This is a genomic window from Amycolatopsis sp. WAC 04197 (assembly GCF_003947475.1).
GTDB classification, from domain to species: domain Bacteria; phylum Actinomycetota; class Actinomycetes; order Mycobacteriales; family Pseudonocardiaceae; genus Amycolatopsis; species Amycolatopsis japonica.
Window position 1 is genome coordinate 1319522 of record NZ_QHJK01000001.1, and the last position, 26737, is coordinate 1346258.

At 68.6% G+C, this 26737-nt stretch carries 28 protein-coding genes; 16 read left to right on the forward strand and 12 right to left on the reverse strand.

Features of this window, described 5'->3' with window-relative positions; all coding sequences use genetic code 11:
• The first annotated feature begins 8 nt into the window (after window positions 1-8).
• Genes DMC64_RS06645 through DMC64_RS06665 form a run of 5 tightly spaced genes read left to right on the forward strand, consistent with a single transcriptional unit; the run spans window position 9 to window position 5526 of the window.
• Window positions 9-1391 carry an extracellular solute-binding protein gene (locus DMC64_RS06645; RefSeq protein ID WP_037332011.1) on the forward strand — a complete coding sequence of 461 codons (1383 nt, stop codon included), beginning with the start codon at window positions 9-11 and terminating at the stop codon, window positions 1389-1391.
• A gap of 4 nt (window positions 1392-1395) precedes the next feature.
• Complete coding sequence (locus DMC64_RS06650) at window positions 1396-2385, forward strand: carbohydrate ABC transporter permease (RefSeq protein ID WP_199754904.1); 990 nt, start codon at window positions 1396-1398, stop codon at window positions 2383-2385.
• Complete coding sequence (locus DMC64_RS06655) at window positions 2382-3275, forward strand: carbohydrate ABC transporter permease (RefSeq protein ID WP_073847562.1); 894 nt, start codon at window positions 2382-2384, stop codon at window positions 3273-3275. Before DMC64_RS06650 ends, DMC64_RS06655 begins: the two co-directional genes overlap by 4 nt.
• Window positions 3272-4537 carry a 6-phospho-beta-glucosidase gene (locus tag DMC64_RS06660; RefSeq protein WP_125732653.1) on the forward strand — a complete coding sequence of 422 codons (1266 nt, stop codon included), beginning with the start codon at window positions 3272-3274 and terminating at the stop codon, window positions 4535-4537. Before DMC64_RS06655 ends, DMC64_RS06660 begins: the two co-directional genes overlap by 4 nt.
• Window positions 4522-5526, forward strand: a complete 1005-nt coding sequence (locus tag DMC64_RS06665) for an N-acetylglucosamine kinase (RefSeq protein ID WP_037332006.1) — start codon at window positions 4522-4524, stop codon at window positions 5524-5526. Before DMC64_RS06660 ends, DMC64_RS06665 begins: the two co-directional genes overlap by 16 nt.
• A gap of 57 nt (window positions 5527-5583) precedes the next feature.
• Here the strand turns inward: DMC64_RS06665 and DMC64_RS06670 are convergent, their stop codons facing one another.
• Genes DMC64_RS06670 through DMC64_RS06685 form a run of 4 tightly spaced genes read right to left on the reverse strand, consistent with a single transcriptional unit; the run spans window position 5584 to window position 8318 of the window.
• On the reverse strand, window positions 5584-6093 hold the full coding sequence (locus DMC64_RS06670) for an SRPBCC family protein (RefSeq protein ID WP_125732655.1): 510 nt from the start codon (window positions 6091-6093) through the stop codon (window positions 5584-5586).
• On the reverse strand, window positions 6090-6416 hold the full coding sequence (locus DMC64_RS06675) for a helix-turn-helix transcriptional regulator (RefSeq protein ID WP_016331552.1): 327 nt from the start codon (window positions 6414-6416) through the stop codon (window positions 6090-6092). Before DMC64_RS06675 ends, DMC64_RS06670 begins: the two co-directional genes overlap by 4 nt.
• Window positions 6417-6459: 43 nt before the next feature.
• Entirely contained in the window at window positions 6460-7827 is a 1368-nt protein-coding gene (locus tag DMC64_RS06680; protein ID WP_125732657.1) for a gluconate:H+ symporter, read from the reverse strand.
• Window positions 7827-8318, reverse strand: coding sequence for a gluconokinase (locus DMC64_RS06685; protein ID WP_037331999.1), 492 nt, complete (start codon window positions 8316-8318; stop codon window positions 7827-7829). The genes DMC64_RS06680 and DMC64_RS06685 overlap by 1 nt, the downstream gene beginning before the upstream one ends.
• Before the next feature lie 103 nt (window positions 8319-8421).
• Between DMC64_RS06685 and DMC64_RS06690 the strand changes: the two genes are divergently transcribed.
• Window positions 8422-9117 carry a FadR/GntR family transcriptional regulator gene (locus tag DMC64_RS06690; RefSeq protein WP_125732659.1) on the forward strand — a complete coding sequence of 232 codons (696 nt, stop codon included), beginning with the start codon at window positions 8422-8424 and terminating at the stop codon, window positions 9115-9117.
• A 38-nt stretch (window positions 9118-9155) separates the two neighbouring features.
• On the forward strand, window positions 9156-10109 hold the full coding sequence (locus DMC64_RS06695; protein WP_199754905.1) for a CobD/CbiB family cobalamin biosynthesis protein: 954 nt from the start codon (window positions 9156-9158) through the stop codon (window positions 10107-10109).
• A 546-nt stretch (window positions 10110-10655) separates the two neighbouring features.
• Here DMC64_RS06695 and DMC64_RS06700 read toward each other — a convergent pair.
• From DMC64_RS06700 to DMC64_RS06710, 3 genes are read right to left on the reverse strand one after another with little or no spacing between them, the layout of a single operon-like run.
• The gene (locus DMC64_RS06700) at window positions 10656-11276 is read right to left on the reverse strand and encodes an FMN-binding negative transcriptional regulator (RefSeq protein ID WP_125732661.1); all 621 of its coding nucleotides are present in this window, start codon (window positions 11274-11276) and stop codon (window positions 10656-10658) included.
• Between the two features lie 55 nt (window positions 11277-11331).
• Entirely contained in the window at window positions 11332-12153 is an 822-nt protein-coding gene (locus DMC64_RS06705) for an SURF1 family protein (RefSeq protein ID WP_125732663.1), read from the reverse strand.
• A gap of 23 nt (window positions 12154-12176) precedes the next feature.
• Window positions 12177-12638, reverse strand: coding sequence for a low molecular weight protein-tyrosine-phosphatase (locus DMC64_RS06710; protein WP_037331995.1), 462 nt, complete (start codon window positions 12636-12638; stop codon window positions 12177-12179).
• 130 nt (window positions 12639-12768) lie between these two features.
• On the opposite strand from DMC64_RS06710, the gene DMC64_RS06715 reads away from it, so the two are divergent.
• On the forward strand, window positions 12769-13089 hold the full coding sequence (locus DMC64_RS06715) for a hypothetical protein (RefSeq protein ID WP_125732665.1): 321 nt from the start codon (window positions 12769-12771) through the stop codon (window positions 13087-13089).
• Between the two features lie 97 nt (window positions 13090-13186).
• On the opposite strand, the gene DMC64_RS06720 is transcribed toward DMC64_RS06715, so the two are convergent.
• Window positions 13187-13741 carry a chorismate mutase gene (locus tag DMC64_RS06720; protein ID WP_125732667.1) on the reverse strand — a complete coding sequence of 185 codons (555 nt, stop codon included), beginning with the start codon at window positions 13739-13741 and terminating at the stop codon, window positions 13187-13189.
• 31 nt (window positions 13742-13772) lie between these two features.
• Between DMC64_RS06720 and DMC64_RS06725 the strand changes: the two genes are divergently transcribed.
• From DMC64_RS06725 to DMC64_RS06740, 4 genes are all read left to right on the forward strand, one after another.
• Window positions 13773-14594, forward strand: coding sequence for a Nif3-like dinuclear metal center hexameric protein (locus tag DMC64_RS06725; RefSeq protein ID WP_038518888.1), 822 nt, complete (start codon window positions 13773-13775; stop codon window positions 14592-14594).
• Window positions 14595-14611: 17 nt separating this feature from the next.
• Window positions 14612-15349 (forward strand): zinc ribbon domain-containing protein, encoded by a 738-nt coding sequence (locus tag DMC64_RS06730; RefSeq protein WP_125732669.1) that lies wholly within the window; start codon window positions 14612-14614, stop codon window positions 15347-15349.
• Entirely contained in the window at window positions 15346-16455 is a 1110-nt protein-coding gene (locus DMC64_RS06735) for a bifunctional RNase H/acid phosphatase (RefSeq protein ID WP_174492060.1), read from the forward strand. Before DMC64_RS06730 ends, DMC64_RS06735 begins: the two co-directional genes overlap by 4 nt.
• A 112-nt stretch (window positions 16456-16567) precedes the next feature.
• Entirely contained in the window at window positions 16568-18304 is a 1737-nt protein-coding gene (locus DMC64_RS06740; protein WP_125732671.1) for a hypothetical protein, read from the forward strand.
• 47 nt (window positions 18305-18351) lie between these two features.
• On the opposite strand, the gene sfnG is transcribed toward DMC64_RS06740, so the two are convergent.
• Genes sfnG through DMC64_RS06760 form a run of 4 tightly spaced genes read right to left on the reverse strand, consistent with a single transcriptional unit; the run spans window position 18352 to window position 23259 of the window.
• Window positions 18352-19443 carry a dimethylsulfone monooxygenase SfnG gene (gene sfnG, locus DMC64_RS06745; RefSeq protein ID WP_125732673.1) on the reverse strand — a complete coding sequence of 364 codons (1092 nt, stop codon included), beginning with the start codon at window positions 19441-19443 and terminating at the stop codon, window positions 18352-18354.
• Between the two features lie 33 nt (window positions 19444-19476).
• A complete protein-coding gene (locus DMC64_RS06750; RefSeq protein WP_125732675.1) occupies window positions 19477-22302 on the reverse strand; it encodes an AAA family ATPase in 2826 nt (941 codons plus the stop codon).
• 31 nt (window positions 22303-22333) lie between these two features.
• Window positions 22334-22693: a zf-HC2 domain-containing protein gene (locus DMC64_RS06755; protein WP_233629581.1), complete on the reverse strand. Its 360-nt coding sequence runs from the start codon at window positions 22691-22693 to the stop codon at window positions 22334-22336.
• 11 nt (window positions 22694-22704) lie between these two features.
• Window positions 22705-23259 (reverse strand): sigma-70 family RNA polymerase sigma factor, encoded by a 555-nt coding sequence (locus DMC64_RS06760; RefSeq protein WP_037331979.1) that lies wholly within the window; start codon window positions 23257-23259, stop codon window positions 22705-22707.
• 246 nt (window positions 23260-23505) lie between these two features.
• On the opposite strand from DMC64_RS06760, the gene DMC64_RS06765 reads away from it, so the two are divergent.
• The 4 genes from DMC64_RS06765 to DMC64_RS06780 are packed head-to-tail and all read left to right on the forward strand — an operon-like array spanning window position 23506 to window position 26723.
• Window positions 23506-24156 (forward strand): DUF4142 domain-containing protein, encoded by a 651-nt coding sequence (locus DMC64_RS06765; protein WP_125732679.1) that lies wholly within the window; start codon window positions 23506-23508, stop codon window positions 24154-24156.
• A complete protein-coding gene (locus DMC64_RS06770; RefSeq protein WP_125732681.1) occupies window positions 24153-24962 on the forward strand; it encodes a ferredoxin in 810 nt (269 codons plus the stop codon). The genes DMC64_RS06765 and DMC64_RS06770 overlap by 4 nt, the downstream gene beginning before the upstream one ends.
• Window positions 24959-26242, forward strand: coding sequence for an NAD(P)/FAD-dependent oxidoreductase (locus DMC64_RS06775; RefSeq protein WP_125732683.1), 1284 nt, complete (start codon window positions 24959-24961; stop codon window positions 26240-26242). The genes DMC64_RS06770 and DMC64_RS06775 overlap by 4 nt, the downstream gene beginning before the upstream one ends.
• Window positions 26163-26723, forward strand: coding sequence for a hypothetical protein (locus DMC64_RS06780; protein ID WP_233629582.1), 561 nt, complete (start codon window positions 26163-26165; stop codon window positions 26721-26723). The genes DMC64_RS06775 and DMC64_RS06780 overlap by 80 nt, the downstream gene beginning before the upstream one ends.
• Window positions 26724-26737: the final 14 nt, after the last annotated feature.

Below are 26737 nucleotides of genomic sequence, written 5' to 3' on the forward strand. Positions count from 1 at the left end.
GGAGGGTCATGAGTTCCACGACCCAGGTTCGGAGAAGCGGCCGCCGTTGGCGCGGCTCGATAGTGCTCGGCGCGGTCACCGTCGCCGCGCTGGTGTCCGCCTGTTCGGGCGCCGCAAGCGGCCCGAACGGCGGGTCGGGCGACGCGGCGGCCGCCCCGGCCGCGGACGCGAAGCTCACGCTGACCGTCTACAGCAAGTTCACCGACCGTGAGTACAACGTGGTCACCGCCGGGCTCAACAAGCTCAAGGCGAAGTTCCCGAACATCGAGATCAAGCACGAAGGCCAGCAGGACGACGACAAGATCACCCAGTCCATCCGCGGTGGCAACCCGCCGGACGTGGCGATCTCGTTCTTCACCGACAACCTCGGCGCGTGGTGCTCGACGGGCAGCTTCCAGGATCTCAAGCCCTACATCGACCGCGACAAGATCGATCTGAACCAGATCCCGGACGCCGTCCGCAGCTACACCGAATACCAGGGCAAGCGCTGCGCCATGCCGCTGCTCGCCGACGTCTACGGCTTCTACTACAACAAGGACATGTTCGCGGCGAAGGGCATCACGTCGCCGCCGAAGACGACCTCGGAACTGTTCGAGGCCACCAAGAAGCTCACCGAGTTCAACCCGGACGGCTCCATCAAGGTCGCCGGTTTCCTGCCGTCGATGCCGTTCTACGCCAACATGGCGCAGTACTGGGCGCCGAACTTCGGCGCCACCTACATCGGCCCCGACGGCCAGTCGCACCTCGCCGACAGCCCCGAGTGGAAGGCGATGTTCGACTTCCAGAAGCAGCTCGTGGACTTCTACGGTGGGCACGCCAAGGTCGAGCAGTTCAAGGCCGGTCTCGGCGAGGAGTACTCGGCGGACCACGGTTTCCAGCGCGGCAAGCTCGCGATGATGATCGACGGCGAGTACCGCACCGCGTTCATCAAGGACCAGGCGCCGGAGCTCAAGTTCGGCACCGCGGCCCCGCCGGTGCTCGACAGCAAGCCGGACCGGTACGGCGGCGCGTTCACCACGGGCACGATCATCGCGATCCCCAAGGGCGCCAAGAACCCCGGCGCGGCTTGGGAACTGATCAAGCAGGTCACCCTCGACACCTCGACGCTGGTCGACCTGTCGAACGGCCTGAAGAACGTCCCGAGCACCAAGGCCGCGCTGACCGACCCGAAGCTCGAGGTCACGCCGGAGTTCAAGACGTTCCTCGATCTGTACAACGGCGGAAAGCTCATGCCCAACCCGTCGACCCCGATCGGTGACGCACACCTCAAGGCCGTCAACGACTTCGCGGAGAAGTGGCAGGCGGGCAACGTCCCCGACATGATCGCGGGACTCAAGCAGGTCGACGCTCAGATCAACGACGAGCTGGCCCAGAAACGCGCCGGCGGCTGATCGCATGACTTCGACCCTGGATTCCAGGGCGGTCGCCTCCCCTTCCGCGTCCATCCGGACGCGGAAGGGGAACGCAGCGCGCCGCCGTCGCACCGTCTTCTACTTCATCGCACCGGCGACCCTCGGGTTCCTGATCTTCTTCGGGTATCCGCTGATCGCCACGCTCTACTACTCGTTCACGCGCTACGACCTGATCAACGCGCCCGAGTTCATCGGCTTCGACAACTACATCCGCATGTTCACCAGCGAAGCGCTGGTCGGCACCGCCGCGTACAACACGTTGTGGCTGGTGATCGTGCTGACGTTCTGCCGGGTCGTGTTCTCGCTCGGTGTGGCGTCGATCATCTCGCGGCTGAAATCGGGCGTCGGCCTGGTGCGGACGCTCTGCTACCTGCCCTCGCTGGCCCCGCCCGCCGCGGCGACCCTGGCGTTCGTGTTCCTGTTCAACCCGGAATACGGCCCGGTCAACGCGTTCCTGCGGGCGGTCGGCATCGACGGCGGCCTGTGGTTCAACGATCCGGCGATGTCGAAGCCCGCGCTGACCCTGCTGGTGATGTGGGGTTCGGGCGAGCTGATGATCATCATCCTGGCGGCGCTGCTCGACGTGCCGCAGGAACAGTACGAGGCCGCCGAACTCGACGGCGCCGGGCCGGTCCGCCGGTTCTGGCACGTCACGCTCCCGTCGATCTCGCCGGTGCTGCTGTTCGGCATCGTCAACTCGATGATCTTCGCGTTGCAGTTCTTCACGCAGGCGATCGTCGCGGGGTCGGCGGCCGCGGGCGCGGCCGACGTCGCGGGCAACACGAGATTCATCGGCGCACCACAGAATTCGACGCTGACCTATCCGGTTTGGCTGTACGTCCAGGGTTTCCGGTACTTCAACATGGGTTACGCGGCGGCGATGGCGGTCCTGCTGTTCATCGTGTCGGCCGGGTTCACCTGGATCCTGGTCCGGCAGCTGCGCAAGACCCAGCATCAGGAGGAGGGCGGATGACCACACTGGCCGAGCCCCGGCACACCGCCCCGGCATCCGAACCGCCGAAGGTGCGGGTGCGGCGCCAATGGGACAAGAAGCTGTACTGGATCGCGACGCACAGCGTGGGCATCGCGATGGGCGTGATCTTCATGCTGCCCATCCTGTTCGTGTTCCTCACCGCGGTGATGTCCAGCGATCAGGCGCTCTCGTCGAACTTCTGGCCGAAGGAATGGCACTTCGAGAACTTCATCGAGGTGTTCGAAAAGGCGCCGCTGCTGCAGTATTTCGGCAACAGCATCCTGTATTCGACGCTGGCCACCGTGGGGGCGCTCGTCTCGGCGATCCCGGCGGCGTACGCGCTTTCGAAGCTGAAGTTCCGCGGTCAGAACCTGTTCTTCATGCTGACCATGGCCGCGATGATGCTGCCCCCGCAGGTCACCGTCGTCCCGTTGTACGACCTGTGGGTGCGGCTCGGGTTCACCGGGACCCTGGTTCCGCTGATCGTGCCGTACTTCTTCTTCGACGCGTTCTCGATCTTCCTGCTGCGGCAGTTCTTCCTCACCATTCCGAAGGACTACCTCGAAGCCGCGAAGATCGACGGCTGCAACGAGTTCCAGGCGATGGTCAAGGTGCTGATCCCGATGGCGAAGCCGGGGATCGCGGCCACCGCGATGTTCTGTTTCCTGTTCACCTGGAACGACTACTTCGGTCCGCTGCTCTACACCGGTGAGACGCGCGACAGCTGGCCGCTTTCGCTGGCGATCGCGTCGTTCCGCGGGATGCACCACGTGGAATGGAACCTCACCATGGCGGCCACCGCGCTGATCATGCTGCCGGTGATCGTGCTGTTCGTGTTCGCGCAGAAGTCCTTCGTCAAGGGCATCACATTCACAGGGGTCAAGGGATGAAACTGGCAGTCGTCGGTGGTGGGTCCACTTACACGCCCGAGCTGATCGACGGGATCGCCGGGCGGCGGTCCACTTTGGACGTCGACGAGATCGTGCTGATCGATCCGGACACGTACCGGGTGGAGGCGGTCGGGGAATTCAGCAACCGGTTGCTGGGCCACGCCGGGCATCCGGCGCGGGTCCGCACCACGTCGAGCCTCGAAGAGGGCGTCGACGGCGCGTCGGCGGTGCTGATCCAGCTGCGGGTCGGCGGGCAGCGCGCCCGCCGCGGGGACGAGACGTTCCCGCACGCCTGCGGCTGTGTCGGGCAGGAGACCACGGGCGCGGGCGGCCTCGCGAAGGCGCTGCGCACCGTGCCGGTGGTGCTCGACATCGCCGACCGGGTCCGCAAGATCGCCGGGGACGACACGTGGATCGTCAACTTCACCAACCCCGTCGGCATCGTCACGCGGGCGCTGCTGAACGAGGGCCACCGCGCCGTCGGCCTCTGCAACGTCGCCATCCACCTCCAGCGCACGTTCGCGCATCTGCTCGGTGCCGGGATCGACGACGTCAAACTCGTCCACACCGGACTGAACCACCTGAGCTGGGAACGGAAGGTGCTCGTCAACGGCGAGGACCGCCTGCCGGAACTGCTGGCGGAGCACGCGGAATACCTCGGCGAGCACGTCACCGCGCCCGTCGAATGGATGCGGCGGATGAACGTCGTGCCGTCGTACTACCTGAAGTACTACTACGGGCACGACGAGCAGGTCGCGAAGCAGCGCACCGAGCGGCCGCGCGCGGACGTCGTGAGCGACGTCGAGGAGGAACTGCTCAAGGTGTACCTCGACCCGGAGGTGGTGACCAAACCGGAGCAGCTCGAAAAGCGGGGCGGCGCCTACTATTCCGAGGCCGCGGTGCAGCTCGTGCACGCGCTCACCTCGGGTGGCCCCGCCGAAGAGCACGTCGTCAACGTCCGCAACGAAGGCACTTTCGACTTCCTGCCGGACGACGCCGTCATCGAGGTTCCGTCCCTTGTGGACGGAAACGGCCCGCGCCCGATCGCGCAACCGCCCGTGGAGCAGCGGTTCGCCGGGCTCATCGCCGGGGTGACCGCCTACGAGCATCTCGCGCTGGAGGCGGCGATCAAGGGCGGCCGGGACCGGGTGGCCGACGCGTTGCTCGCGCATCCGCTGGTCGGCCAGTACACCAAGGCGGATCAGCTCGCCGACTCGCTGGTGCAGATCAATCGTGAGTTCCTGCCGTGGGCGGGGGCATGACGGCCGGCTCACAGGACGTCGTCGTCGCGATCGACGGCGGCAACAGCAAGACCGATGTCCTGATCGTCTCGCGGGACGGACGGGTGCTCGGGCAATCGCGAGGACCGGGCGCGTCCCCACAGAACATCGGGGTCGACGGCAGCGTCCAAGCGTTGGAGAAGCTGGTCCTGGAAGCCCTTCGCGGGGCAGGGCTTCCCGACGAACGTCCTTTCGCGACACATACGTCGGCCTATCTCGCGGGGCTGGATTTCCCGCGGGAGGAAGAGATCCTGCACGCCGCGCTGGCGGCACGCGGCTGGAGCGACACCCTGATCGTCGGCAACGACACGCTCGCGCTGCTGCGTGCGGGCAGTTCCGACGGGACGGGAGTCGCGGTGGTGTGCGGCGCCGGGATCAACGGTGCCGGCGTCAGCGCCGACGGCCGTGAACACCGGTTTCCCGCGCTGGGCAAGATCTCCGGTGACTGGGGCGGCGGCTACCGGCTCGGCGAGGAGGCGCTGTGGTGGGCCGTCCGCGCCGAGGACGGCCGCGGCCCGGGTACGGCTCTGCAAGCCGCTGTCACCGCGCATTTCAAGGCGTCGTCCGTGCTGGACGTGGTGCAGCGCCTGCACTTCCAGGATCTGCACTCCGATTCGATCCACGGCCTGTGCCCGCTGCTGTTCGCCGTCGCGGCGGACGGCGACGAGGTGGCGCAGGACGTGGTCGACCGGTTCGTCGAAGAGGTCGCGCTGCTGGTCTCGGTCATCCTGCGGCGGCTCGAACTCACCGAGGAAGCACCCGAAGTCGTCCTCGGCGGGGGAGTGCTGACCGGGGTCGGCGCGCAGGTGATCGCGGAGATCGAACGGCGGTGCCTGAAAGTGGCGCCGCGGGCGTCGATCCAGGTGGTCGACGTGGCGCCCGTGGTCGGTGCGGCGCTGTTCGCGCTGGACACCATCGGCGCTTCCGCCTCCGCGAAGGCCTCTCTGAAGGCCGCGACCAAACGGGTCTGATCGCGCGTGAAGGCCCCCTTCCCTCGGCTCAGCCGAGGGAAGGGGGCCTTCACGGGCTCAAGAGGCGGCGGGGACGAGCGGCTCGTCCGTCTCCAGCAGCGTCTTGAGGTCGGACAGGATCCAGGCCCAGCCACCGCCGGCGTTCTCGCCCGGTCCGGCGTTGATGTCCTCCTGCGAGCCGTTGACCAGGGCGGCCGTCGTCGGCGCGTCGGTGACGTCGTGGGTGACGGTCAGCCGGGTGCCCGCGGTCTTCGTCTCTTCGATCTCGTAGGTGAGCTTGGTGTACGGCTCCTTGTCGAAGGCGGGATCCATCCGCAGTTTCCAGGTGATGACCAGCTTGCGTGGAGGATCCACCTCCAGGACCTCACCGTCGACCAAGTCGTTGGTGAAACCCGCTTCGACGTATTCGGGCGTCGGATGGGTGACGTGCTTGCCGCCCGGCCGCAGGTCGAAGTCGACGAGGCCGGTGTAGCCGTACTTCCGCGACCACTCGGGCTTCGTGATCGCGTCCCAGATCTTCTCCGGGGTGGCCTTGATGTAGACGCGGTAAACCTGGGTGTCGGTCATGAGGGCTCCTCGGTCTCGAGTTCGGCTTTGAGGTCGAGCAACGCGGTCACGTTGCGCTCCGTGAACTTGTCGATCCACCTGTCGTGGATCTGCCGGATCGGCACCGGGTTGAGGAAGTGCTTCTTCTCCCGGCCCTCCTTGCGCGTGACGACAAGTCCGGCTTCTTCCAGCAGTTTCAAGTGCTTCATCACGCCGAACCGGCTCATGTCCACTTCGGACTCGAGTTCGGTCAGCGTGCGGCCGTCACGCGCGAACAGCTGGTCGAGCAGGAACCGGCGAGTCGGATCCGCCAGGGCCTTGAAAACCAGGTCGTCGTCGGGCACGTCGGAAGAATAGGTGACTAAAAGGTCACGTGTCAAGCCGGAGCTACAACAAGGCACCGAGCGGCAGGATCAGCGCGATCGCGACCACCGAGATCACGGTCTCCATGATCGACCAGCTCTTCAGCGTCTGCCCGACCGAAAGCCCGAAGTACTCCTTGACCAGCCAGAACCCGGCGTCGTTGACGTGGGAGAAGAACAGTGAACCGGCGCCGATCGCCAGCACCAGCAGCGCGCTGTGCGACGGGTCCATGGTGGCCGCGAGTGGCGCCACGATGCCCGCGGCGGACACGGTGGCGACCGTCGCCGAACCGGTGGCGAGCCGGATCGCGACCGCGACCAGCCAGCCGAGTAGCAGTGGCGACAGATTCGCGCCGGTGGCCAGGCTGGTGATGACGTTGCCGACCCCGGCGTCGACGAGGGTCTGCTTGAACCCGCCGCCCGCGCCGACGATGAGCAGGATGCCGGCGATCGGCGGCAGCGAATCGGCCACAGTGGACGAAAGCTTGTCGCGGGTGAAGCCCGCGGACTTGCCGAGGGTGAGCATGCCGAGCAACACCGCGGCGAGCAGCGCCACCAGCGGGTCGCCGATGAAGTCGAGCACGCGGCGGAGGTGGTTCTCCTTTTCCAGCAGGATGTCCGCGAGCGCCTTGCCCATCATCAGCACGACCGGCAGCAACACCGTCGACAGCGTCGCGAGGAAGCCGGGACGTCGTCCGTCCGAAGAGGACGATTCCGGGACGAGCCGCTCCGGCGCGACGGCGTCCGGGACCATCTTCGCGGCCAGCCTGCCGAACAGCGGTCCGGCGATGATCACCGTCGGGATCGCGACGAGCAGGCCGAAGGCCAGGGTGAGGCCGACGTTCGCGTTCAGCGCGCCCGCGGCGGCGAGCGGGCCGGGGTGCGGCGGGACGAGACCGTGCAGCACCGAAAGTCCGGCGAGCGCGGGGATGCCCAGCATCAGCAACGGTTTCCCGGTGCGCTTGGCGACCAGCAGGATCACCGGGATGAGCATGACCAGGCCGATCTCGAAGAACATCGGCAGCCCGATCAGCGCGGCGACCAGCGCCATCGCCCACGGCAGGGCGCGGTCACCCGAGCGGCGCAGGATGGTGTCGACGATCTGGTCGGCGCCGCCGGAGTCGGCGAGCAGTTTGCCGAGCATCGCGCCGAGCGCGATCAGCACGCCGACCGACGCGACGGTGGAGCCGACGCCGGAACTGAAGCTCTTGATCAGCTTGTCCACCGGCATGCCGCCGACGAGCCCGAGCACGCCGGAGCCGAGGATGAGGGCGAGGAACGGATGCTGCTTCGCCTTGGTGATCAGGACGACGATCACGGCGATGGCGAGCACCGTCGCGCCGATGAGGCGGGTGTCGTGTCCGGTCCAGGCGGCGGCGAGGGTGGTGGTCATCAGCGGTCCTTGAAAACGGAAAGGGCGGTTTCGACGATCTCTTCCGGCTTCTTCGCGATGTCGGCGACGAGGCCGTGCTCGTCCGGACGCAGCGGTTCGAGGTCGGCGAGCTGGGAGTCCAAAAGGGACACCGGCATGAAATGGCCGGAGCGGGTCTTCATCCGATCGGCGAGCAGGTCGCGGTCGCCGTGGAGGTGCAGGAACCAGACTTTCCCGCCGCCGCGCAGGATGTCGCGGTAGCGATACTTGAGCGCGGAAGACGTCACGACGCCGCCGGAGCACTGGTGGTCCCGGATCCAGGTGGCGATGGCTTCGAGCCAGGGTTGCCGGTCTTCGTCGTTCAGCGGGTGGCCGGAGCTCATCTTGTCGATGTTCGCCTTCGGATGGAACGTGTCCGCTTCGGCGTAGTCGACGCCGAGGCGTTCGGCGAGTGCCGTGCCCACGGTCGTCTTGCCCGAGCCGGAAACGCCCATTACCACGATGACGGTCATCCGTACCTCCCACGTCGTTGTAGCCGGGACGAGTACAGCTCAAAAGTACTACTTAAGCAACATCAAGTACTACTTAATCGAGTCAGAACGTTAGAGTCGCCTGGTGGGCAACGACAGGCATGCCGAAGTGCTCGACGCGCTCGGCTCCGCGATCGCGAACGGGGAGCTCCCGCCGGGCTCCGTACTGCGCTCGGAGGAGCTCCAAGAGCGGTTCGGCGCCTCGCGCACGGTGGCGCGCGAGGTGGTGCGTGTCCTCGAAACGATGTGCCTGACCAGCAGCAAACGCCGGGTCGGGGTGATCGTGCGCGAGCCGGGCGAGTGGAACCATTACGACCCGAGACTGCTCCGCTGGCAACTCGACGGCTCCGAGCGCAAGACCGCGCTGCGCACCCTGACCGAACTGCGTTCCGGTGTGGAACCGTGCGCCGCCCGGTACGCCGCGCTGCGGGCGACGCCGGAGGAGGGCGGCCGACTCCGGGCCTTGGCGAAGCGGCTTGAGGAGACAGCGCACCGGCGAGATCTCGACACCTTTCTCGGGCACGACGTCGCTTTCCACGATCTGCTGCTGTCCTCGTCGCGGAATCCGATGTTCGCTCAGCTTTCGGCGGTCGTCGCCGAGGTGCTCGCCGGGCGGACCGGCCACGGCCTGATGCCCGAGGAGCCGCAGCCCGAGGCCGTCGCGCTGCACGTCGAGGTCGCGGTGGCCGTCGACGCCGGTGACCCTGACCGGGCCGAACGCGCGATGCGGGACATCGTCATCCAGGCGCGTGACGAGATGGCCGTCCTTCTGGACGGATGATCTTCGAGTAATCTCTGCAGGTCTTCGAGGGATACTGCATGCAGGGGGCGACGGTGAGCGCGGCGCGCGCGATCGGCTTGGTGTTGGGGGTGGCCGCGGACGGGGCGATCGGGGACCCCCGGTCGCGGCGTCCGGTGACGGCGTTCGCCAGGGCGGCTTCGGCGGTGGACGCGAAGGTCCGGTCGAAACACCCGGTGGCCGGGGTCCTGTGGACCGGCGGCCTCGCGGGCTCCGCCGTGCTGGCGGGAGTGCTCGCCGAGCGAGCGGGACGGCGCAGCCCCGTTTTGCAGGCGACCACGACCGCGGTGACCACCTGGGCCGTCCTCGGCGCCGCCGGCCTGGCCGCGCACGGCACCTCACTGGCCCGGGATCTCGAAGAAGGCGAACTCGAGACCGCGCGCGGCACACTGTCCACACTGGACCCGCGAGTCGCCGACGACCTCGGCGTCATCGGCCTCTCGCGCGCTTCGGTGGAAACCCTCGCCGAGAACACCGCGGACGTCGTCGTCGCGCCGCTGGTGTGGGGAGCGCTCGCCGGCGTCCCCGGCCTGCTCGGCTCGCGCGCGATCAGCCTGCTGCGCGGCATCGGCCGCGGGCGCCCCGAGCGGTACCGGTGGCTCATCGCCCGGCTGGATGAAATCGTCCATCTCGTGCCCACGCGGGTCGCGGCCGGCCTGACCGTGCTCGCGGCCCCGGTCGTCGGCGGCTCGGCGGGCGGCGCGTGGCGGGCGTGGCGGCGGGACACCGCCGCGCACCCGAGCCCGAACGCCGGCCGCGTCGAGGCCGCTTTTGCCGGGGCGCTGGAGATCCGCGTCGGCGGGCGGACGGTGTATCCGCACGGGGTCGAGGAACTGCCGGTGCTCGGCATCGGGCGCAACCCGGACGCCGGGCACGTGACGCGGGCCGTGGAGCTCTCGCGGGTGGTCGGTTGGCTGGGCGCGATCAGCTCGGTGGTGCTGGCGGGTCTCGTCGGGCTGCGGCGCCGTCGCTGACCTGCGCTTTCCCCGCGGCGGGGGAGCAGGGGACCTTTGCTACCACCCGGCCCCTGACCTGCGGAAAGGGAGCAAGGGACCTTTGCTACCACTTTGGGTCGGGGTGTGTGGATATAGGGACGTTGAGTGTCCCTGTTTCTACACACGTCCTACTCCGCGTGGTGACCGTGTGGATTTTGTTGCGTTGGGTGACCCGAAATCCACACGGTCCTCATGCAGGGGGAGCAGGGGACCTTTGCTACCACCCGGCCCCTGACCTGCGGAAAGGGAGCAAGGGACCTTTGCTACCGCGGGGGACTGTGTGGATTTTGGGACGTTAGATGTCCCGAAATCCACACAGTGACCGCAGGCAGTCCTGGCTGGGCGACGGGCGGGGAAGCAAGGGACCTTTGCTACCACTTTGGGGCGGGGGTGTGTGGATACAGGGACGTTGAGTGTCCCTGTTTCCACACACCCCTTACTCCGCGTGGTGACCGTGTGGATTTTGTCGCGTTGGGTGACCCGAAATCCACACGGTCCTCGTGCAGGGGGAGCAGGGGACCTTTGCTACCGCTCCCGCTGAGCCAGCCGCGCCCGCGCCCCCGCGTCCATCGGCCCATCGCGCCGCGCGAGCTCGGCGTCGATCCGTGACCGGTCGGCCGGCTGCTTGTTCCCGCCGAACTTGAACTTCGCCCGCACCCCGGTCACGGTCAGTTCGACCCCGCGGATGCCGGGGAGCAGCCGCTTGTCCGGCGCCTCGGTCGCGCTCACCGCCGACCTGCCCGAACCGGGCTCGAAACGCGCGAGCTGCCGGTCCAGGAGCGCTGCCTTCTCCGCGGCGTCGTCGATCAGCCGGACGTCGCATTCGAGCTGGACCGACGAGTAGTACGACGTCGGCACGCCGTGCGGCGGGTCGGCCGGGGTGTTCCAGTCGGAGCGGATGTAGGTGTGTTCGTCGATCACCGCGAGCAGCGCGCGCGGGTGTTCCTCCAGCAGTGGCCAGACCGGATTGGGGCGGGCGAGGTGCAGCAGGACCGTCTGGTCGCCGTCGTAGGCGAAGTGCACCGGGTTGACGATCGGCAGGTCACGGCCCACGCCGCCGGCGATCAGCTGGCCGAAGTCGTGCGTCGAAAGCCAGGTCCGCCATTCGGCGTCGTCGTGGGCGGCGTCCCACGGGTGAATCAGCATGCTCGAAGCGGAACACGGAGAAATGGACCTGCGAAAGGTCCATTTCCGGGTCGGATCAGGTGGCCACTTCGGAGCGTTCGTCTTCGGCCAGCATCTCCGCGACACTCTTGCGCCGCTGCGGCCGCTCCGTCGTCAGTGCACCGCCCGGCTTCAGCTCGCGGACGGTGAAGTACAGCCACCCCATCAACGCCATCGCGCCGAACGCGATCCACTGCAGGGCGTAGGAGAAGAACGGTCCGGCGTCGGTCTGCGGCAGCGGCAGCGCGCCCAGCACGCCGGGCTGGTTCACGTCGAGCTGGAAATAACCCGGACGGATGTCGAGCTTCGCGGCCCGCGCGACGACCTGCGAATCGACGACGTAGCTCTGCAGCTTCCCGCCGGTCGACTCGTCGGCGAACGCGTCGCGGTTCTTCCCGTCTTTTTCGTCGTGGCGTGCGCGCGTGACGATGTCGACCGTGCCGGCCGGAGGCGGGGCGAAGGGGAGCGCGCGCGATTTGTCGTCGAGCCGGACGTACCCGCGGTCCACCAGCACGACCGTCCCCTCGACGGTCCGGAACGGTGTCAGGACCTCGAAGGCCGCTTCGCCCTGTACGGAGCGCAGACGGGCCACGACCTCGCCCTCGGGCAGGTACGTTCCCTTCAACGCGACCAGGTGCCATTCGGTGCGCTGATCAGGCACGGCGCCGTTGGGGAGCAGCTCCTCCAGTGAGCGCGGCTGCCCGGAGAACGACTCCCGCAGCGCCGCGTTCTGGTGCTCGCGTTCGGTGTTGCGGGAGAACTGCCACGGCGCCAGCAGGGTGAAGCAAGTGATGGCGAAGGTGAACACCACCAACGTCAATGCCAGCCACCCGGGCTTCAGCAGGAACTTCAACCGCACCCCACCACGGTAAGCGGTCGGCCTCAGGCGTGTGCGCGCACCCAGTCGAGCAGGCCCGGAACGGCCCGCTCGATCATGCCGAGGACGTCCTCGAAACCGTCGTCCTCGCCGTAGTACGGGTCCGGGACCTCGGCGCCCTCGGGCGCGGACGGATCGAACTCGCGCAGCAGACGGACCTTCGCCGGGTCCGACACCTTGCGCCGGAGGAACGACAGATGTCCTTCGTCCGCCGCGAGCAGCAGGTCGGCGGCCAGATGTCCGCGGTCGACCTCGGCCGCGACGTGGCCGGTCGGGTAGCCGTGTTCGGCGAGCTTCGCGCGGGCCCGCTTGTCCGCGGCCTCGCCCACGTGCCAGCCGCCGGTGCCCGCGCTGGACACCTGTACGAGGTGATCGAGACCCGCCTCCTCGGCCTTCGCGCGGAAGACGAGCTCGGCCATCGGGGAGCGGCAGATGTTGCCGGAACAGACGAAGACGATGTGCAGCACCTGATCAGTGTGAAGGCCGACGGAGATCGACCGCTCACCGGCTCCGAACGGCTACCGGGCGCGCGAAGCTGGAAAGCCGGGACGAAGCGGGAGTAGACCTCCTGGAGAGAAACACGCAGGAAGGTCGCGTATGAGCGCACCAACACCCAGCGTCGAGTCGCCGGCAACCGGGCTCCGCTGGTACCGCATCACCGTCAAGCTTCCGCACCCCTACGAGGTCGGGCGGATCCTGTCGGAGCACCACTTCGTCCAGGCGAGATCGCCGAAAGAGGCGATGACCAGGATGCCGCTGCACCTCCGGTCGAGCGCGTCCGTCTCGCCGTACGAGGTCGTCCGGCCCGACGTCCCCGATCAGGCGACGAAGGCCTATCGCGCGGTGCTGTGGACGGGGCGCGCGATGCGTGCGGCCGGCCGTTGGGCGATCAACAAGGACGCGAAGGCCCTGGACTGAGCCGGGGTGGTAGCAAAGGTCCCTTGCTCTCTTTTCGCAGGTCAGCGACGTCTCCGGGCCAAGTGGTAGCAAAGGTCCCCTGCTCCCCATCCGCAGGTCAGGAGCGGGAACAGGCCGACCGCACGGCCTCCGCAAGCGCCCCCGAGTGCAGCCGGTCCAGCCCGCGCCGCGCGTCGGCCAGCCGCACCGTGACCGCGAGCCGCACGTCGCACGACCGTCGCGCCCGCGCGTCCCGGGTCTCCGCGAGTTCGGTGAGCAGCCCCGCGTTGAGCCGGTCGATCACCGGCCGCACCTCGGTCCCCAGATCGGGTCGCCCGGGCGGCCGCGTGCCGGGGTGCTCGGTCCACCGCGCGTACAGACCGCGCTGCACGACCTTGTTCGCCTCGATCTGGTCGCGGAAGAACCGCACCACGCCTGCCGGATCGAGGCCGAGGCCGGGCGCCTTCGCGGCCATCGAGTCGAGGATCTGCCGCTCGCGCACCGGGTCGTCGATCGGCGACGGCGTGCCGAATTTCGCGGCCGCGACCTTGTCGGCGATCTGGACGCGCTGAGCGGCCAGGTCGGTCAGTTCCCAGAGGCCCGGAGACGCCGACGCGGGCGCGGGTGACACCACGAGAAGCAGCGAAACAGCACAGAGCACCCGAAGTCGCATGCCCGGAAACGCTACATGCGAAAATCCCCGGGTGCCCGCGCTAGCCGAAGTCATCGCCGCCCTGGAGCAGGCGTATCCGCCCGAACTCGCCGAATCGTGGGACGCCGTCGGCCTCGTCTGCGGCGACCCGGCCGAGCACGTGGACAAGGTCCTGTTCTGCGTCGACCCGGTCGACGAGACCGTCGACGAGGCGATCGCCGGGGGCGCGCAGCTGATCGTCGCGCACCATCCGCTGCTGCTGCGCGGAGTCCACGGCGTACCGGCGGACAGCACGAAGGGGCGCCTCGTGCACCGCCTGATCCGGGCCGGCGTCGCCCTCTACTGCGCGCACACCAACGCCGATTCCGCGTCCCCCGGCGTCTCCGACGCGCTCGCCGACGCCATCGGCCTGACCGTCCTCGGCCCGCTCGACCCCCGCGAAGACGGCGTCACCGGCATCGGCCGCATCGGTGAATTGCCCGCGCCCGAACCGTTCTCCGCCTTCGTCGAACGCGTCGCGAACGCCTTGCCCCGCACGGAGCCCGGCGTCTACGGCGCGGGCGACCCGGATCGCCCGATCCGCCGCGTGGCCGTTTCCGGCGGCTCCGGCGACAGCTATCTCAAGCGCGCCACCGCCGCCGGGGTCGACGCGTACGTCACCGCCGATCTCCGGCATCATCCCGCCGGCGAGCACCTCGCCGACATCGCCGAAGTCCCCGCCCTGGTCGGCGTCACCCATTGGGCGAGCGAGTGGCCGTGGTGCGAGCAAGCCTCGGGCGTCGTCCGTGCCGCGTTTGCGGGTAACGTCGACGTTCACGTCTCCACGCGGTGCACCGACCCGTGGACGCTACGGGCCACCCGAACCGAGCACTAAGAACTCCAAGGAGCACCGTGAAGGCCGACCCCGCCGTCCAGCGCCAGCTGCTCGAACTCGCGAAGGTGGACGCCGAACTCGCGCGTACCGCCCACCGTCGTCGCACCCTGCCGGAGATCGCCGAGATCGACGCGGGCGAGAAGACGGTGCGCGAACGACGTGACGCGCTGGTCTCGGTCCAGACGGCGGCGTCCGACCTCGACCGCGAGATCGCCCGCCAGGAGAAGGAGATCGAGTCGGTGCGCGCTCGCGGAGACCGCGACCGCAAACTCCTCGAATCCGGTTCCGTCGCGGCGAAGCAGATGACCGACATCGAGCACGAGCTGAACAGCCTCAGCCGGCGTCAGGCCGCGCTCGAGGACGACCTGCTCGAACTGATGGAACGCCGCGAGGCGCTCGAACTCGACGCCCAGCGCACCAGCGCCGAGGTCGCGAAGGCCGAGGGCGAGGTCGCCGAAGCCATCGGGCGCCGCGACGAGCACTTCACCGACCTCGACACCACGAAGGCACGCCGCGACGAAGACCGCGCCAAGCTCCTGCCGCGCTTCCCGGAAGACCTGCTGAAGCTCTACGAGCGGGTCCGCGCGCACAAGGGCATCGGCGCGGCGCTGCTGCGGGCCCGCCGCTGTGGCGCCTGCCAGCTCGACATCGACCGCCGCGAGATCGCCGAGATCAAGGCGGCCCCGGAGGACAACGTCATCCAGTGCGAGAACTGCGGCGCCATCCTGGTGCGCACGCTGGAGTCCGGCCTGTGACCGACCATGTGCTCGTCGAGGCCGACGGAGGTTCGCGGGGCAACCCGGGGCCCGCCGGGTACGGCGCGGTCGTCAAGGACGCGGCCACCGGCGAAGTGCTCGCCGAGCGCAAGGCCTACGTCGGCATCGCGACGAACAACGTCGCCGAGTACGGCGGCCTGATCGCCGGGCTCGCCGCGGCCGCCGAGCTCGGAGCGTCCACTGTGGACGTCCGGATGGACTCGAAGCTCGTGGTGGAGCAGATGTCCGGGCGCTGGAAGGTCAAGCACCCGTCGATGCAGCCGCTGAACGCCGAGGCCAAGGAGCTGGCGGCGCGGTTCTCGCGCGTGCGCTACGAGTGGATCCCGCGCGCGGAGAACTCCCACGCGGACGGCCTCGCGAACGAAGCGATGGACGCCGGGAAGCAGGCGGAAGCGCCGAAGAAGACCGTGAAGCAGGACAGGGTCAGCCCCGTCGGCTGGACCGGTGCGACCGGGACCCCGACCAAACTGCTCCTCGTACGGCACGGCCAGACGGCGATGTCGGTCGAGAAGCGGTACTCCGGCCGCGGCGACGTGCCCCTCACCGAGCACGGCAAGCAGCAGGCGGCCGCCGCCGCGAAACGCCTCGGCGCGATGGAGGGCCTGGTCGTCGACGGCGAGGCGGCGCCGATCATCGCCTCACCGCTGATCCGCACCCAGCAGACCGCGCAGGCGATCGCGGACGCGCTCGGCGGCCGGGTCGAGACCCACCCCGGACTGATCGAGACCGACTTCGGCGAATGGGAAGGCCTCACCTTCAAAGAGGCCATGGACCGCGACCCCGAATTCCAGACCAGCTGGCTTTCCGACACCTCGATCGCGGCGCCGGGCGGGGAGAGCTTCGACGGCGTGCACCGGCGGGTCCGCAAGGCCCGCGACGAACTGATCGCGAAGTACGGCGGCCGGACGCTGGTGCTGGTCAGCCATGTCACGCCGATCAAGGCGCTGCTGCGGATGGGCCTGGACGCCGGGCCGTCGCTGCTGTTCCGCCTGCACCTGGACCTGGCCTCGCTGTCGATCGTCGAGTTCTACCCGGACGGCAACGCCTCGGTCCGGTTGGTGAACGACATTTCGCACCTCTCCTAGCCAGGAGAATGTGGCGCGGATCACGCCTGGATATGACGTGTCGCGGGCGGCCGATGGGGTATTGGCTACAGTTTCGGCGACGGCACGTGAGCGAAAAGGCAAAGACGGGGACATGACGGCGAGCGCACTCAGCGAAGCTTCCGAACAAGGCGTGCCCGATCCGGCGGAGACGCCGGCCCGTCGTGGCCTGGCCGCCCGTGTCGCACCGTACCTGGCGGTCCTCGCCGGAGTGGCGGCGCTGGCCTGGCACGCCACCCTCTACGGCCACTGGATCGTCGACGACGCGGCCATCACCTTCTCCTACGCGCGCAGCTTCACCGACGGCCTCGGCCCGGTGCTGCAGCCGGGGCAGCCGTCGGTGGAGGGCTGGTCGAACTCGACGTGGCTGGTGATGCTGGCGCTCGGCAAGCTCGTCGGCGTTTTCGACAGCGGCATGCTGTTCGGCCTCCCCGACTACGTGCTGTTCCCGAAGCTGCTGGGGCTCCTGTTCACCGCCGGGACGCTGGCCGCCTGCCACATCGCGGCGAAGCAGATCTTCGCGCGCTTCGCGTGGCTGGCGACGTTGGTCGTCGGGCTGACGCTGGCCGCGATCCCGTCGTTCGTCATCTGGACGATCTCCGGGCTGGAGAACTCGCTGTTCGGGATGGCCGTCGCCTGGCTCGCCGTGCTGCTGTTTGTGGCCGTGCGCAAGGACACCCTGCTCACCGCGAAGGTCGCCGTCTGGTCCGGAGTACTGGTCGCGTTCGCCGCGCTGACCCGCCCCGAAGGCCTGATCTACGGCGGCGCGTACCCGCTCGTCGTCCTGTTCCAGCTGCGGAAACCGCTGCTGGGGCAGAGCGTCAAGTTCGTCGTGGTGTCGGTGGTCGCGTTCGCGATCCCGTTCGGGGCGTACCTCGCCTGGCGGATCACGGAGTTCGGCAGGTTGCTGGCGAACCCGTCCATCGCCAAGGGGCAGGGGCTGCCCGGGCTTTCGGCGCTGAAGCAGCCGTTCGAGCTGGTCGGTTACGCCGGTGTCGCCGGCACGATCCTGCTGGCGCTGACCATCGGGTACGCGCTGGTCCGCGCGGAATGGCGGCGCGCGCTGATCGCGCTGCTGGTGCCGCTGGCGCTGGGCATCATCGCCTACGGCGTGATGGTCCCGGACTGGATGGGCCAGCACCGTTTCGCGACCCCGATCTGGATCCTCTCGGTGCTGGCGGGAACGCTGGCCGCCGGTGAACTCCTGCGCCGTTCGCGGGCGGCGCTGCGGACCGTCGTGGTGCTCGTGCTGGTCGCGGCCGCGATCCCGTCCGGGATGGGGTTCGCGTCGGCGTCGAAGAAGTTCCAAGAGGTCCCGACGGTGCCCGCGTGCCTCATCGCCGACCGCTTCGGCCGCGGCTTCAACACCATGGCCGACATCCTGGGCCTCCAGCAGGCGTCGCTGCTGCTGCCGGACCTCGGCGGCTCGTCGATGACCAGCCGCCTGCACCTGGTCGACATGGCCGGGCTGGTCGAGGCGGACGTCGCGGACTTTCTCAAGAAGGGCGACCTGCCGGGGCTGCGCGACTACGTGTTCGACAAGGTCAAGCCGACCTTCATCCACTCGTGGGGCCCGTGGGCCGCGGGCAACGGCATCACCGTCGACCCGCGGATCGACCGCGACTACGAGCCGATCTTCGTGTACCCGGGCAGCGGGCCGCGCAACGGCGACTTCGTGCGCAAGGACGCCGTCTCCAGCCCCGAGAAGCTGAAGGCCGTCCGGGACTACGCCGCGAAGACCATGCCGGATGTGGAAAAGGCGCGCTTCGGCGGGCCGCTCAAGGACTGCGGCCCGACCATGCACCCGGGCCAGACCGTCTACCTCCCGTAACCCGACCGCATTTCGTCCTCTGAATGCGGCCTACCGCATTCAGAGGACTAAACGCGGTCGAGGGCGGCCTCCTTCTCCCGGATCACCGGCAGCACGTGCTTCCCGAAGTGCTCGACGTCCTCCAGGTAGTGCAGGAAGCCGAGCAGCAGCAGGTTCGCCCCGCGCTTCTTGTACTCGATGGCCCGGTCCGCGATCTGCTCCGGCGTGCCGATGAGCCCGGTGCGGAAGCCGTCGTTGTACTGCACCAGATCCTTGAACTCCGAGTCGGCCCACATCCCCTTCTTGTCCGATGTGGAGCTTCCCGCCTGTTTGACCGCACCGCGGAAACCTTCGACGGCCTCGGTGTTCGCCTTCTCGACGATCTCGCGCAGCACGGCCTTCGCCTCGCTCTCGGTCTCCCGCGCGATCACGAAACCGTTGAGCCCGAACCGAACGGCGTGGTCGTTCTGGGCCGCGTAGCCGCGGACCTCCTCGACCTGCTCGCTGAACCCTTCGAAGTCCTTGCCGTTGCTGAAGTACCAGTCGGAGACCCGGCCCGCGAGCTTCCTCGCCGCGGTGGAGTTGCCGCCCTGGAAGATCTCCGGATGCGGCCGCCCGACCGGTTTGGGTTTGATGTCGAAATCGTGGATCCGATAGAAATCACCGGCGAATTCGGCGTGGTCGCTCGTCCAGAGTTCCTTCAGTACGCGGATGAATTCTTCCGAACGACGGTACCGTTCGTCGTGTTCGAGCCACGGTTCGCCGAGGTTCGTGAATTCGTCCTTGAACCAGCCGCTGACCACGTTGACCGCCGCGCGCCCGCCGGAGATCACGTCCGCGCTCGCGATGAACTTCGCGAGCACCCCGGGATGCCACAGCCCGGGATGGACGGCCGCGATCACCTTGAGCCGCTGCGTCGCGAGCAGCAGCGCGAGGCTGAACCCGGTCGATTCGTGCTGGTAGGCGGCACCGTAGCTGGCCGTGTAGCGGACCTGGCTCAGCGCGTACTCGAAGCCGCTGTTCTCCGCGAGGACGGCGAGATCCCGGTTGTACTCGTATCCCCAGTCGGTGCGCTGCTCGATGTCGCTGGTGACCAGACCGCCGCTCACATTGGGGACCCAATAGGCGAATTTGAGTGGTTCGGATTCGATTCCCGGCATGCCGCGGAGTGAACCCGCCGTCCCCGGAAACCGTCAATCGGTGTCCACGCGCTGAGACCGTCCGAGCGCGGAACCCAATTCGGTGCGTCCGGTGATGCCCAGTTTGCGGTAGGCCCCGGACAAATGCAGTTCGACGGTGCGGCGGGTCAGGTGCAGTGCTTCGGCGATCTCCCGGTTGGTGAGACCCTGTGACGCCATCAGCGCGACGCGGTATTCCTGTTTGGTGAGACCGTGTTCGTTGTCCTTCGCCGTCGCGAGGCTCGCCCGCGCGTCCCGCAACGCCTCCGCGGCCCGCCTCGCGAGCGGCCGCGCCCCGCAATGCTTGCTCGACTGCGCGGCCGTCCGCAGCGTGCCGACCGCCTTTTCGGCCTGCCCGTGCCGGGTCTGCAGCACGCCGAGCTCGGTCAGCGCCTCGGCCAGCGCGAGTTTCGCGGTCGACCCGCCGAGGACGTCGACGGCCTTGGTGAGCAGGCGTTCGCCCTCTTCGTCCTCGCGGACGAGCCCGGCCGTGGTCAGCGCGCCGCCGAGGATCCTCGGCGCTCCCCAGCGTTCCGCGGCCTCGAGATCCTCCTCCGCGAGCCGGGCCGCCGCGTCGGTACTACCGAGCGCCAGCGCGGTGCGAGCGGCGTGCGCCCGCCAAGGGGCGAAGCCGGGGAAACGCATGCCGTGGTGTTCGAGACGGCGCCCGCAGCCGAGCAGGTCTTCGTACCCGAGCTCCGGTTCACCGGTGGCCGCACGAAGTCTGCCTCGGGCGTAGAGCAGGTAGTTGTGCGTGAAAAGCGCTTGTGTGGCACCGAAATCGATTCTGTCCAGCAGGGCTTTCGCGAGGTCGGGGCGGCCGAGGTCCACCGAGACCTCGATCAGTCTCGCCGCGCACAGCACCGCGATCGGGCAGCGGCCGGTGACCCCGCGTTCGTCGAACTGCCGCACCAGCGATTCGAAGTGGACACTCGCGCGCACCAGGTCTCCGCCCGCCTGCAAAGCAATGCCGCGGGCCAGAGTGGCGAGGGCGCCCTTCGGCACGTGGAAGTCCCACGGCAGGCGTTCGGTGTCGAGCACTTGGCAGAGCTTGTCGGTGAGCGCGGGTTCGTCGGCGAGCGCGGCCGTCGCGAGCGTGAAGAAATACGGCTGCTCGAACAGTTCGGGCTGTTCGCCGGACAACGCCTCTCCGAAATGCCGGACGGCGTTCGCCGAGGACTTGCCGCCGCGCACCGCGTCGAGCGCGAGGAGACCGGATCGGCTCTGTTGCGCGGCGGGATCGTTCAGCGGCGCCCATTGCCGTTCGAAATCGCGGAAGTCCGGCGGTGGCCCGAGTCTGCTGCCCGCTTCGGCGAGATAGGTCATGCAGAGCAATGGCCAGACGGCGTCGGGCCCGCCCGCGTCGAGCCGTGCGGCGAATTGGCCCGCGGAGTTGATCGCCAGCCGCGCGTCCGGGCCGCAGCACAGCGAAAGGATCATGGCCGTCGCGACGAAGGCCGCGGTTTCCCGGTCGTCGATATGGTCGATGGCCTCGCGCACCCTGGCCGGCGCCGAATCCCGGTCGCAGTGGAATTCCGCGTGCGCGAGCTGGAGCAGGATCGCCATCCGCTTGCGCTCGCTCAGACGTTCTTCCAGCGCGCGTGAAAGGAACCGGACGGACAGCTCCGGGTCGCCCTCGACCACCGAATGCCGGGCGGCCAGCCGCAGGACGTCGACCGCCCAAGGGATCCTGATCGCGGTCGCCTCCAGGAGATGGACGCCGACCCGCTCCGGCGCGGCACCCGCGTCGTGCAAGAGCCGCGCCGCCCGCGACTGGGTGACCGCCCTGGTGGTGAGCGGCATGTCGGCGAGCACCGAGTTGCGGACGAACCGGTAGGTCAGCGACGGCCGGTGGCTGTTGGTCAGCAGGTGCACGCGCACCATCGTGTCGATGGCCTCCAGCGCGGTGCTCTCGTCGACCCCGGCGAGTTGTGCCAGCAGGTCGAAACTCGCGTCCTCGCCGAGGATCGCGACGGCTTCGAGCACCTTCGGCGCGGCGGTGTACTGGTGCACGCGGACCCGCAGCACCTCGCCGATCATCGCCGACCCCGCGGTGGCCGGATCCATCCCCGGGACCAGGCGGCGGCGCAGCGCGCCGAGCAGGAACGGGTTGCCGCCGGTGACCTCGCGGCATTCCTCGGCGAACCGTCCGACGGAGACCTGGAGGAACTCGGCGACGTGCCGGGTCCCGAGCCCGCGCAGCAGGATCGTCGCCGGGGTGCAGCCGGACATCTCCAGCAGGGCGACCTCGCCGGTCTGCAGATGTCCGATCAGCGAGGTCAGCACGACCACCACCGGCAACTGCTCGACCCGGTGCCGGATGTAGGCGAGACAGCGCATCGACCACGGGTCGGCGAGGTGGATGTTGTCGATGCCGAGGAAGACCGGCCCCTGCTCGGCGGCGTGCCGGACGATGTGGAAGAAGGCGTCGAGCGCCTCCGTCTGCTCCCGTTCGGTCCGGGGAGGGTGATCCGGCAGGATTTCGGCCGCGTGCGGCGTGCGCGGCCGCGGCGATCCGGGTTCGGGGGGCGCGTGGGTGAGCCCTTCGACCAGCTGACGGCAGACACCGCCGCTCAGGTGGGTTTCCAGCCGGGAGGCGGTGGCGATCGCGACGGTGAACCCGGCCGCTTCGGCGAGCTCGCCGGCCGCGGTGAGCATCGAGGACTTGCCCATCCCGAACTCGCCGACCACCACCGCGCTGACGGCGCGGCCCCGCAGGGCGGCGCGGAGCAGTCCGGTGATCGTGTCGAGTTCGCCGTCTCGACCCAGTAACCCGGCGGCGCGGCGCTTCGGTACCGAAGGCCCGCCGAAGGGACTCTCGGGATTTACTTCGGTATGCACCGTAGAGACCTTCGTGTCGGCTTGCGGCAGACTACTCGCATGTAAGCGGTAACGGGAGTGATCGCTGGTCGTCGAGGGGAGCAGGAGCCGGGATGTCCGCATCCGTCGAGATCCGCCGGGACGATCGTTGCGACGACATCAAGGCCGCGACGACGCACGCCAGGAAGACCACGACGAGGTTCGCCGTGATCATCGACAGCCGGCCGCGACATCGCGCGGCGACGGGGGACAGGTAGCGCAGATCGGCCTTCGCCAGCGCGTGTTCCACCGACGCGAATTCCGCGACCTGCCGTCCGCATCGCGCGCAGCCCTTCAAATGCTTCTCGAAGGCGTGCGCCTCGGCGCGGTCCAGCACGCCGAGTACGTACGCCGCCACATCGGTGTGTTTCACCTTTCGCTTCCTCATCGGGACCCCAGTTCTCCTAACGACCGTCGCAATGTCTTCATGGCCGCGTACAGCCGTGATTTGACCGTTCCCTCCGGGATCCCCAATATCACCGCCGCCTCCCGGACCGTATGCCCGGTCAGATACGTCTCGTAGATGACGGCCTGGTATTTGCCGTCCAGATAACGCAGTGCTTCGGAAATGACGAGTGCGGACAGTGACTGTTCGGTCCGGTCCGCTATTTCGGCGTTTTCGGAACTGTCCAGCTCGACCTCCTGTGGTCGGGCGCGCCGGTTTCGCCAGCCGTCGATCACGATCCGCTTGGCGACCGTGAGCAGCCAGCCGCGCAACATTCCCGGCTCGCGGTTCAACGTGTCCGAATGCTGCCAGGCGCGGATCAGTGTTTCCTGGACGACGTCTTCCGTCCATTGTTGATCATGGCCCGTCAGGTACATCACCTGCCCGAACAGTGTGTCCCGGAAATCCTTGTACAGCACCGAAATGAACTCATCTGGAACCTCGCCCGGCCGATGGTCGCCATCGAACCGGCATCCTCTGCCCACTGCTTCCATAAGATTCGCTACCTCCCCGGCGGTGGAGGATTTCACGGGTTCGTACACCGTAGCGCAGACTATCGCCGTGAGCCATGTGCAGTAGTGGTTCGTTTACATTTAGTCGGCCGGTACGTATCGCGGCGATAAACGGTTCTAAATGTGTCGTGTGATGCACATCACATCGACCTGCTCCGGCTAGATCGAACCGGCCGCTCCGGTTCGCCGTACTCCCAGTGAGGCACTTCGAGGACGGGGACGGGTGAAATGATCTATCGGCTGTTCGGACTGGTGATCGCCTGCTTGGTGATATGGGCGGGAACGCCCATCCAAGCGTTCGCGGAAATCGACGCCCATGATCGTGAACTGCTCGTCCGCGTGCGCCAAGCGGGTTTGTGGGAAGGGCCGATCAGCCGTCAGGCGGAACAGCGCGGGAGCGGGCAGCGGGTACGGGAGGTCGGCCGGAAACTCGCCGACGACCACGACCGGCTCGACGCCCAGGTTCGCGCGCTCGCTTCGAAGGTCCGCGTCGAACTCCCCGCCGAGCCCACCGCGGAACAGCGTTCCTGGATCGACGAGATCACCGGGGCCGCCGGCGCCGACTTCGACCGCCTCTACGTCAATCGCGCCCGCGCCGCGCACGGGAGCGTCTTCGGTCTCGCCTCCCAGGTGCGGGCCGCCACCCGCGACGACGCGATGCGGTCCTTCGCGCAGACCGCCGTCGAAACCGTCATGCGGCATATGACCCTGCTCGAAAGCACCGGAATCGCCGAAACCACCTCGCTGATGGTCGCACCCGGCGGCGGTGACGAACTCGACGGCGGCGACCTCGCGCTCGGCGTGCTCATGGCGGGGATCGCCGGGGGCGCGACCTTCGGGCTCGTCCGGCTGCTCGGGGCATCGGGCAGGCGCGGATGAACGCCGCGCTCCTGGCCGTCATCCCGGCCCCGTCACCTCATGACAGCGGGGTGCGGGACATCGCCGCCCTGTCGGCCCGGTTCGCCTACGTGACCATGTGCCTCACGCTGGTGTGGGGCGTGCTGAGCGCCACCGGCTGGATCAGGCGCGTCACCGGTCACGAGGCGTTGCGCGGAGGTCACGTCGTGCTCGCGGTGTTCAGTCTCGCCACCGGTGTCGTCCATGGACTGTCCTATCTGTTCCTCGACGACGAGTCGTTCGGCGTCCTCGCACTGCTGATCCCGTTCGCGGGCGGCGGGTTCGCGCGGCACGCGGCCGGTGTCGTCGGGCTGGAACTGTTCATCGCCGTCTCGGTCACCGCGGCGGTGCGCCGTGGCGCGGCCGATCCACGGGGGCAGCGGTTCCATCAGGCCGGCTACTTCGCGGTCGGCCTGCTCGCGATCCACTCCTGGCTGGGCGCGTCCGCGAACGGGAACCTCGCGACGGTCTGGCTCGGCGGGATCACCGTGCTCACCCCGGCCGTCGTGCTCACCGTGCTGCGGGTGCTGCCGCCGCGGGCGCTGGTCCTGCTGGGACTGCTCGAAGGCGGCACCGGCCGGGCCGAACCGGTCCGGATCTCCGTCGACGACCAGAAGTGCCACCGCTACGCCATCTGTCAGGCCGAAGCGCCGCAGGTCTTCCAATTGCAGGGCGACGGACAGCTGCGCTACCTCCGGAAACCCGGCGCCAAACAGATGCCGCTCGTACAAGCCGCGGCCAGAGCCTGCCCGATGCGGGCGATCCGATTACAGGGGGCGCGACGATGAGCGAACGGATCGTCGTGGTCGGCGGCGGGCTGGCCGGGCTGCGCTGTGCGGAACGGTTGCGGGAACTGCGGTTCGACGGCGAACTGGTGATCGTCGGCAACGAGCCCGAGCCGCCGTATCACCGGCCGGCGTTGTCCAAGCAACTGCTGACCGGCGCCACCGGCCCGGCGGAGATGCTGCTCGCCAGGCCCGACGAGATCGACGCCGAATGGCGATTCAACACCCCGGCGACGCATCTGCAGCCGGGCCGCCAGGTCGTCCATCTGCCCGGTGCCGAGGAACTGCCCTACGACGGGCTCGTCATCGCCAGCGGCGTCGAACCGCGAAGGCTTTCCGGTGTGCCGCACGGACATCCGCGGGTGGTCGTGGTCCGGACCCTGGCCGACGCCGCGGAACTGCGCGACAACCTGGCCGCCGACCACGGCCCGGTCGCGGTGCTGGGCAGCGGGTTCATCGGCTGCGAGGTCGCCGCCAGCCTGCGCGAGATCGGCCGGGAGGTCACCGTCATCGGCCGGTCGGCGCATCTGCTCGGCGAGGTCGTCGGCAAGCACATCGGGCAGAAGCTCTCGGCGCTGCACCGCGCGCGCGGGGTGCGGCTGGCGCTGGGCGCGTCCATCGACAACTGGCAGACCACGCCGAACGGATTGCGGCTGCGGTCGTCCGACGGCTGGATCCTGGACGTCTCGTGCGTCGTGGTGGCCGTCGGCACGGTGCCGTCGATCTCTTGGCTGCGCGGCGCGAAACTGCCGCTCGACGACGGCGTCGTTTGCTCGCCGACCTGTCACGTGCTGGGGATGGACAACATCGTCGCCGCCGGAGACGTCGCGCAGTGGCCGAACCTGCGTTTCGACGAGACGCCGCGGCGGGTCGAGCACTGGCTCAACGCCGTCGAGATGGGCCGTGCGGCCGCGGAGAACCTCCTCGCCGGGCCGCAGGCTTCGCGGCCTTTCGCGCCGGTGCCGCGGTTCTGGTCCGAACAGCACGGCATGCGCATCCAGGCGGGCGGAATCCCGAAGCTCGGCACCGACACCGTCGCGCTCGCTTCACCCGTCGGTGGCGAACGGCCCGTCACCGGTTTCGTCCGCAAGGGACGGCTCGTCGGCGTCGTCGGCCTCGACAGCCCGTCCGCCGTCCTGCACTGGACCAACGAGATCGCGGCACAGAACCCCGTCAGCCATCCGGGAGAAACGGAGACGCCTGATGCGCCGATCGCGGTTGACCATGCTCGTCGTCATCGCGGCGCTCGTCGTGGGCGCCGCGATGTGGTGGCAGGCGGCTGAACCCGCGTCGCTGACGGCTCAGGCTCCGGTGACGGAATCCCTCCCCAGCCCGCGGGTGTCGCAGCCCGTCACTTCGCGAGCCAGTACTCCGACGGACCCTCCGCCCGGCACGCGGCTCACCGCCGTCTACATGACACGGATGGGGCAAGCCGTCCTCGACGAGACCGGCGCCGTGCTCTTCCGCTACGAACGCGACAACCCGCACAAGGCCCGTTCGGCCTGCCTCGGGGACTGCGCCGCGGTGTGGACCCCCGTCACGACCACCGGCACGCCCTTGGTGACCGGCATCGATCCGGCACTGGTCGACACCATCAAGCGTCCCGAAGGCGCCAAGCAGGTGACTTTGGCCGGCTGGCCACTCTACAAGTTCGCCAACGCGCGGCCCGGCGAATGGACCGGGCAGGGCACCGACCACGTGTGGTTCGTGGTCGAACCCGACGGACGGCGCAACCTGAACTGCCTGCCGGCACCCGTGCAGTAGGATTCGCCGACGGA

What these genes read in the sequence shown, in the direction of transcription:
- DMC64_RS06645 (WP_037332011.1), top strand. Translation starts at nt 9, where the DNA reads ATGAGTTCCACGACCCAGGTTCGGAGAAGCGGCCGCCGTTGGCGCGGC.
- DMC64_RS06650 (WP_199754904.1), top strand. Translation starts at nt 1,396, where the DNA reads ATGACTTCGACCCTGGATTCCAGGGCGGTCGCCTCCCCTTCCGCGTCC.
- DMC64_RS06655 (WP_073847562.1), top strand. Translation starts at nt 2,382, where the DNA reads ATGACCACACTGGCCGAGCCCCGGCACACCGCCCCGGCATCCGAACCG.
- DMC64_RS06660 (WP_125732653.1), top strand. Translation starts at nt 3,272, where the DNA reads ATGAAACTGGCAGTCGTCGGTGGTGGGTCCACTTACACGCCCGAGCTG.
- DMC64_RS06670 (WP_125732655.1), bottom strand. Translation starts at nt 6,093, where the DNA reads ATGACCGACACCCAGGTTTACCGCGTCTACATCAAGGCCACCCCGGAG.
- DMC64_RS06680 (WP_125732657.1), bottom strand. Translation starts at nt 7,827, where the DNA reads ATGACCACCACCCTCGCCGCCGCCTGGACCGGACACGACACCCGCCTC.
- DMC64_RS06685 (WP_037331999.1), bottom strand. Translation starts at nt 8,318, where the DNA reads ATGACCGTCATCGTGGTAATGGGCGTTTCCGGCTCGGGCAAGACGACC.
- DMC64_RS06695 (WP_199754905.1), top strand. Translation starts at nt 9,156, where the DNA reads ATGCAGGGGGCGACGGTGAGCGCGGCGCGCGCGATCGGCTTGGTGTTG.
- DMC64_RS06700 (WP_125732661.1), bottom strand. Translation starts at nt 11,276, where the DNA reads ATGCTGATTCACCCGTGGGACGCCGCCCACGACGACGCCGAATGGCGG.
- DMC64_RS06715 (WP_125732665.1), top strand. Translation starts at nt 12,769, where the DNA reads ATGAGCGCACCAACACCCAGCGTCGAGTCGCCGGCAACCGGGCTCCGC.
- DMC64_RS06720 (WP_125732667.1), bottom strand. Translation starts at nt 13,741, where the DNA reads ATGCGACTTCGGGTGCTCTGTGCTGTTTCGCTGCTTCTCGTGGTGTCA.
- DMC64_RS06740 (WP_125732671.1), top strand. Translation starts at nt 16,568, where the DNA reads ATGACGGCGAGCGCACTCAGCGAAGCTTCCGAACAAGGCGTGCCCGAT.
- sfnG (WP_125732673.1), bottom strand. Translation starts at nt 19,443, where the DNA reads ATGCCGGGAATCGAATCCGAACCACTCAAATTCGCCTATTGGGTCCCC.
- DMC64_RS06760 (WP_037331979.1), bottom strand. Translation starts at nt 23,259, where the DNA reads ATGGAAGCAGTGGGCAGAGGATGCCGGTTCGATGGCGACCATCGGCCG.
- DMC64_RS06765 (WP_125732679.1), top strand. Translation starts at nt 23,506, where the DNA reads ATGATCTATCGGCTGTTCGGACTGGTGATCGCCTGCTTGGTGATATGG.
- DMC64_RS06770 (WP_125732681.1), top strand. Translation starts at nt 24,153, where the DNA reads ATGAACGCCGCGCTCCTGGCCGTCATCCCGGCCCCGTCACCTCATGAC.
- DMC64_RS06775 (WP_125732683.1), top strand. Translation starts at nt 24,959, where the DNA reads ATGAGCGAACGGATCGTCGTGGTCGGCGGCGGGCTGGCCGGGCTGCGC.
- DMC64_RS06780 (WP_233629582.1), top strand. Translation starts at nt 26,163, where the DNA reads ATGCGCCGATCGCGGTTGACCATGCTCGTCGTCATCGCGGCGCTCGTC.